This is a genomic window from Nostoc sp. 2RC (genome assembly GCF_014222165.1).
Classification (GTDB): domain Bacteria; phylum Cyanobacteriota; class Cyanobacteriia; order Cyanobacteriales; family Nostocaceae; genus Nostoc; species Nostoc linckia.
Map to the genome: position 1 here is coordinate 1 of NZ_JACKZU010000681.1, position 1584 is coordinate 1584.

1 protein-coding gene is annotated in these 1584 nt (G+C 44.4%); it reads left to right on the plus strand.

Annotated features, from left to right (window positions below):
- Window positions 1-145: 145 nt before the first annotated feature.
- A partial coding sequence (locus GNE10_RS34375) for a glycine dehydrogenase (RefSeq protein WP_397326715.1) occupies window positions 146-1584 on the plus strand: 1439 nt, incomplete at its 3' end.

Consider the following 1584-nt stretch of genomic DNA (forward strand, 5'->3'; position numbering starts at 1 on the left):
CCCCTTTCCGTTTTATCATGACCTATGCCCCATGCCCCATGCCCCATTCCCCAAAAATCAAATTTGGATAAATTGATAAATTACACTAACTTGTTATCAGTATTTGTTGCAAAATGTTAATATACTATCATTTGGAGAGTAATTTGTGGTATCAAATCTCCCTAATATCAAGTCTAGCGATCGCCATCTACTCAACGAAACAAGTCAAAAGTTAAGTAGTTTTGCCCCCAGACACATAGGCCCGAACTTTGATGACATCAAGCAAATGCTTGAAGTCTTGGGGTTTTCTAGTTTAGATGACCTCATTGACCAAACAGTGCCCCAGGCAATTCGCCTCCAGCAACCGCTAAATTTACCTGAAGCAGAAAGCGAATACGCAGCGTTGGCATTGTTAAAAAAAATTGCTGGCAAAAACCAAGTTTTCCGCTCGTATATTGGTATGGGATATTACGACAGTATTACCCCTCCAGTGATTGCACGTAATATCCTAGAAAACCCCGGTTGGTATACTGCTTACACTCCTTATCAGCCAGAAATTGCCCAAGGACGATTGGAAGCACTGTTAAATTTTCAAACCATGATTATCGACCTCACGGGTTTGGAAATTGCTAATGCTTCATTACTGGATGAAGCCACAGCCGCCGCGGAAGCCATGAGCCTCAGCTACGGCGTTTCTAAAAATAAGGCAAATAGCTATTTTGTATCTCGTGATTGTCATCCCCAAACCATTGATGTGTTGCAGACTCGCGCTCAACCATTGGGGATTAAAATCATTGTCGGCGACCATCAAACATTTGATTTTGAGGAACCGATTTTTGGTGCCGTTCTGCAATACCCGGCAAGCGATGGCACAATTTACGATTACCGCGCTTTTATTGAAAAAGCCCATGCTCAGGGTGCATTGGTGACGGTAGCAGCAGATCCTCTAAGTTTAACTTTGCTTACCCCTCCGGGTGAATTTGGCGCTGACATTGCTGTGGGTAGCACTCAGCGTTTCGGTATACCCTTGGGCTTTGGTGGCCCTCACGCAGCCTATTTTGCTACTAAAGAAGAGTATAAGCGATCGGTTCCAGGGCGAATTGTGGGAGTATCAAAAGATGCTCTTGGCAAACCTGCATTACGTCTCGCCTTACAAACCCGCGAACAACATATCCGCCGGGAAAAAGCTACTAGTAATATCTGCACAGCACAGGTACTACTGGCGGTGATGGCGAGTATGTACGCCGTTTATCACGGGCCCAGTGGACTCAAGCAAATAGCTGAAAATATCCATTCTTTGACGGTATTGCTGGCAGAAGGACTCAAGCGTTTAGGTTATAAAATCAGTTCGGAATATTTCTTTGATACCCTGCGGGTAGAACTGGGAACACACAATCTAGAAGATATTCTGATAGCCTCAGAACAACTGCAAATTAACTTACGGATTTTTGATGAAACTGCTGTTGGTATCTCGTTGAATGAAACTACCACAGTAGATGATGTGCTTGACATCTTGGCAATCTTCGCAGGGAACAAAGAACTACCTTTCACCTTGGAAGAATGGTTTGCTCCCCATCTCCCCATCTCCCCATCTCCCCATCTCCC